The 4927-nt window shown below is 70.5% G+C and carries 4 protein-coding genes; all 4 read right to left on the reverse strand.

The window, feature by feature from the left end:
* A partial coding sequence (locus ACXJKR_RS24235; RefSeq protein WP_457324985.1) for a DUF4118 domain-containing protein occupies positions 1 to 2324 on the reverse strand: 2324 nt, incomplete at its 3' end.
* A complete protein-coding gene (gene corA, locus ACXJKR_RS24240; RefSeq protein WP_457324986.1) occupies positions 2315 to 3283 on the reverse strand; it encodes a magnesium/cobalt transporter CorA in 969 nt (322 codons plus the stop codon). The genes ACXJKR_RS24235 and corA, both read right to left, overlap by 10 nt.
* A gap of 16 nt (positions 3284 to 3299) precedes the next feature.
* Entirely contained in the window at positions 3300 to 3884 is a 585-nt protein-coding gene (gene kdpC, locus ACXJKR_RS24245) for a potassium-transporting ATPase subunit KdpC (RefSeq protein WP_457324987.1), read from the reverse strand.
* Between the two features lie 3 nt (positions 3885 to 3887).
* On the reverse strand, positions 3888 to 4927 hold a 1040-nt coding region (kdpB, locus tag ACXJKR_RS24250; RefSeq protein ID WP_457324988.1), incomplete at its 5' end, for a potassium-transporting ATPase subunit KdpB.

Raw genomic sequence — 4927 nt, forward strand, 5'->3', positions numbered from 1 at the left:
ACCAGGGGCAGGTCCGCCGGCAGATCCACGACAACATCGCGGTCGATCAAGGCTTCTTCCAGGCTGGCCAGTGCGCTGCCGACGACCTCTTGCAGCGGCAGCCAATGCCGGTTCAGCTGCACCGTGCCGGATTGAAGCCGCGCCATGTCGAGCAGGTTGCCGACCAGCGCAGTCATGCGCAGCGCCGAGCGACGCATCGCATCGGCCACCTCGGCCTGAGGCGTGTTCAGCGGCGTGAGCTTGAGCGCATCCGCCAGCCCCACCAGCGCGGCCAGCGGCGTGCGCAGGTCGTGGGACACGGCCGTCAGCAGCGAATTTCGCAGCCGCTCGGACTCGATCTGCAACGTGCTCTGCTGGGCCACCTCGATGTAGTGGATGCGCTCCAGCGAAATGGCCAGCAGCGCTGCACAGGTGTCCAGCAGCTCGCGCTCCTCGGGCGACCAGCGGCGGCCCTGCCCTTGGACGGCCAGCACGCCACGCAGCCGCATCGGCGCGGTCAGCGGCAGCATCAGGCAGGGGCTGGCCGGCAGCGTGTCGGTGCCCTGCCCTGCCGGCTGGCCATGGTCGAAGGCCCATTGGGCGACACCCAGGTCCGGCTGCACGCCTGCGCCCGGCAGCGCAACCAGCATCTCGCGGCCGGGCGTGGCCCCTGGCGGCGGCGCCAGCACGGCCGAGGCGGCGCCGAACTCGGCGCGCAGGAAGCGCGTCGCGATCTCGGCAACCTGTTCCACCACCAGCGCGGCACCGAGGTCGCGCGACATCGTGTACAGGCCGCGCACGCGCCGCTCACGCTCCTGGGCCGCGCGGGCCTGGGCCTGCAGCCCGGCCGCGAGCTGGCCGATGACGAGGCCGACGAGCAGCAGCACGGCGAAGGTGACGAGATATTGCGCATCGCCGACGGCAAACGACCCTCTCGGCTCGACGAAGGCGAAGTCGAAGGCAGCCACGCCGAGCAGCGCCGCCAGCGCCGCCGGCCCGCGGCCAAAGCGCAGCGCAACGCCAACAACGTTGAGCAGATAGAGCATGGCGATATTGGTCGGCGCCATGAAACCCAGCAACACGTGGGCCAGGGCCGTCGTCAGCGCGACGCCCGCCAGCGCCGCCGCATGGCCGCGCCAGGCCTGCAGAGGAATCAGGGCACCACGCGTCGCCGCCGCGGGCTGCTCGCGCGCACCGGTGGGCAGCGCCACCTGCAACACGTCCATCTCGTCGGCCAGGCGGCTCAACGCCTCGGCCAGGGACGGCCGGCCAGGCCAGCGCCAGGCCTGCTCGCGCCGGCCCACCACGAGGCGGGCCAGGTTGTGCTCGCGCGCATAGCCCACCAGGGCCGCGGCGACCTCGGGCGCCGACAGTTCGGCGGTGCGGGCACCGAGCGACTGCGCCAGCTCCAGCGTGCGCTGCACGCGCTGGCGGGCGGCGTCGCTCAGGCCCTGGGCCGTCTGCACGTGCACGGCATGCCAGTCCAGCCCGAGCTGCTGCGCCAGCCGGGCGGCGCTGCGCACGACCTTTTCGCTCGCCGCCGCCGGGCCGATGCAGGCCAGCAGCGACTCGCGGTTGGGCCACACCGTCCCGGCGCTGTGCTCGCGCCGGTAGGCCTGCATCTGGTCGTCCACGCGGTCGGCCGTGCGGCGCAGGGCCAGCTCGCGCAGGGCCAGCAAATTGCCCTTGCGGAAGAAATTTTTGGCGGCGCGCTCGGCCTGGTTCGGCAAATAGACCTTGCCTTCCTTGAGCCGCTGCAGCAGCTCGTCGGGCGGCAGGTCGACGACGACCACCTCGTCGGCCGCATCGAAGACCTTGTCGGGCAGGGTTTCCCAGACACGGATGCCGGTGATGCCGCCAACGACGTCGTTCAGGCTCTCCAGGTGCTGCACGTTCAGCGTCGTCCAGACCTCGATGCCGGCCTCGCACAGCTCCTGCGCGTCCTGCCAGCGCTTGGCGTGGCGCGAGCCCGGCGCGTTGCTGTGGGCCAGCTCATCCAGCAGGAGCACGCCGCCCGCTTGCTCGCGGCCCCAGGCCAGCGCGGCATCGAGGTCGAACTCGCGCAGGGTCTGGCCGCGGTGGACGATGTCCTTCAGCGCCAGGCGCGGCAGATCGCGCGCGATGGCCTCGGTGTCGGCGCGGCCGTGGGTCTCGACGACGCCGATGCGCACCACCCGGCCTTGGGCGCGAGCCGCATGCGCGGCGACCAGCATGGCGAAGGTTTTTCCAACACCCGCGTTGGCGCCGAAGAAGATCTTCAGCCGGCCGCGCTGGGCGGCGGCTTCGTCGCGCTGCAACTGGGCCAGCAGCGCGTCGGGGTCGGGGCGGGTGTCGGTCACAACCATCCGAGGCGCTTGAAGCGCCAGTACAGCGCCCCGCTGACGAGGACGATCACGCCCAGCGCCATCGGGTAGCCCAACGTCCATTTCAGCTCGGGCATGTGCTCGAAGTTCATCCCCCAGATGCCCGCCAGGGCCGTGGACGCCGCAAAGATGGCGGCCCAGGCGGCCAGGCGTTTGGTGACGAGGGACTCGTCCAGCGTGACCAGGGTGAGGTTGACCTGGGTCGCCGCGATGATGGTTTCGCGCGCGGCGTCGATGCTGGCCTGGATGCGCAGCAGGTGGTCGTAGACGTCGCGGAAGTAGTCCTGCAGGGCCTTGCAGACGACGGGCACGCGGCCACCGTGCAGCTTGGCCGTCACCTCCAGCAGCGGCGTGACGGCATGGCGCAGCGTGGCCAGGCGCTGCTTCAGCGCGAACAGGCGCTGCACGACGGACTGGCGATCCTGATGGGGCTGGAACATGGTCGCTTCCAGTTGCTCCAATTCGGCCTCGATGGCGTCGATGAGCGGGAAGTAGCGGTCCACGACGGCGTCCATCAGTGCGTAGAAGACGAAACCTGGCCCCTGGCGCAGCAGATGCGGCTCGCGCTCCGCACGCCCGCGCACGCCCAGGAAACCCTGGCTGCTGCGGTGGCGTACCGAGACGATGAAGCGCGCGCCGACGAAGACGTGCACCTCGCCCACCTCCAAGCCGTCGGTGCTGGTCTCCAGCAGATGCATCGCGGCGAACAGCATGTCGCCGTACTCTTCCACTTTGGGCCGCTGATGGCCCTTGCGGGCATCCTCGACGGCCAATGGCGGCAAGTCCAGCTCGTGCTGCAGCAGGTTGAGCTCCTCATCGCTCGGGTCGCGCAGCGCGATCCAGACAAAGCCGCTCGTTCTCTCCAGCGCCTCGGACACCCCCTCCAGGCTGGGCTCGGCCACGATGCGGCCATCCTCGTACACGGCGCTGTTGATCAGCATGGCGGTCTGCCTGGAGTCATTTTGCGGTGATCGTCGCACGCTCCAGCGCGAGGTTCAGGGCCAGCACGTTGACGCGCGGCTCGCCGAGGAAGCCGAGCCGGCGGCCCTCGGTGTGCTGCTCGACCAGCGCCCTCACCTGCTCCGGTGGCAGCCCACGTGCCCGGGCGACGCGGGCGAGCTGGTAGTCGGCGGCGGCCTGGCTGATATGGGGGTCCAGGCCGCTGGCGGAGGCGGTGACGAGGTCGACCGGCACCGGCGCCAGGTTGCCCGGGTCGGCCGCGCGCAAGGCGTCGATGCGCGCCTTGACCGCATCGACCAGGGCCGGCGCCGTCGGCGCGAGATTGGAGCCGCCGGAGTTGGCCGCGTTGTAGGGCGCCGGCGCGGTGGCCGAGGGGCGGCTCCAGAAATGCCCGGGGGCGGTGAAGGCCTGGCCGATCAGCTCGGAGCCGATCGGCCTGCCGTCCTGGATGACGAGGCTGCCATTGGCCGCATGGGGAAAGAGCGCCTGCGCCAGGCCAGTGACGGCCAGCGGGTAGGCCAGGCCAGTGACGAGGCTGAGCAGCACGAACAGGGTCAATGCGGGGCGGAGTTGGGTGTTCATGATTCAAGCAAGGTGAAGGGCCACGAGCAGCAGGTCGATTGCCTTGATGCCGATGAAGGGGACGATGACGCCGCCCAGGCCGTAGACGAGCAGGTTGCGGCGCAGCAGCGCGGCGGCGCCGATGGCGCGGTAGCGCACGCCCTTGAGCGCCAATGGGATCAGCACGACGATGATCAACGCGTTGAAGATGACCGCCGACAGGATGGCCGAGTTGGGACTGGCCAGGCGCATCACGTTCAGCGCGCCGAGCTGCGGATAGGTCGACACGAAGGCCGCCGGCAGCACCGCGAAATACTTGGCCAGGTCGTTGGCGATGCTGAAGGTCGTCAGCGACCCACGCGTCATCAGCATCTGCTTGCCCGTCTCGACGATCTCGATGAGCTTGGTCGGGTTGCTGTCCAGGTCGACCATGTTGCCAGCCTCCTTGGCCGCCTGGGTGCCGCTGTTCATGGCGACGGCCACGTCGGCCTGGGCCAGCGCCGGGGCGTCATTGGTGCCGTCGCCGGTCATAGCCACCAGCCTGCCCTGGGCCTGGTGCTCGCGGATCAGCGCCAGCTTGGCCTCGGGCGTGGCCTCGGCGAGGAAGTCGTCCACGCCGGCCTCGGCGGCAATGGCTGCGGCCGTCAGCCGGTTGTCGCCGGTGACCATGACCGTCTTGATGCCCATGCGGCGCATCTGCGCAAAGCGCTCCTTGATGCCGGGCTTGACGATGTCCTTGAGTTCGACGACGCCGAGCACCCGCACGTCATCGACGACAACCAGCGGCGTGCTGCCTCGGCGGGCGGCCTCGTCGACGCTGGCCTGCACGCTGGCCGGCCAGCGGCCGCCCAGGGCTTCAACGTGAGCGCGCACCGCGCTGCCAGCACCCTTGCGGATCCGGCGGGCGCCGAGATCCACGCCGCTCATGCGCGTCTGCGCCGTGAAGGGCACGAACTCGCCCCGTTCCGTGGCCGTGGCCGCGCCGAACTTGCGGTCGGCAAGCGCCACGATGCTGCGGCCCTCGGGCGTCTCGTCGGCCAGCGACGCCAGGCGCGCCACCTCGG

It is taken from the genome of Roseateles sp. P5_E11 (assembly GCF_054049355.1).

What these genes read in the sequence shown, in the direction of transcription:
- corA (WP_457324986.1), bottom strand. Translation starts at nt 3,283, where the DNA reads ATGCTGATCAACAGCGCCGTGTACGAGGATGGCCGCATCGTGGCCGAG.
- kdpC (WP_457324987.1), bottom strand. Translation starts at nt 3,884, where the DNA reads ATGAACACCCAACTCCGCCCCGCATTGACCCTGTTCGTGCTGCTCAGC.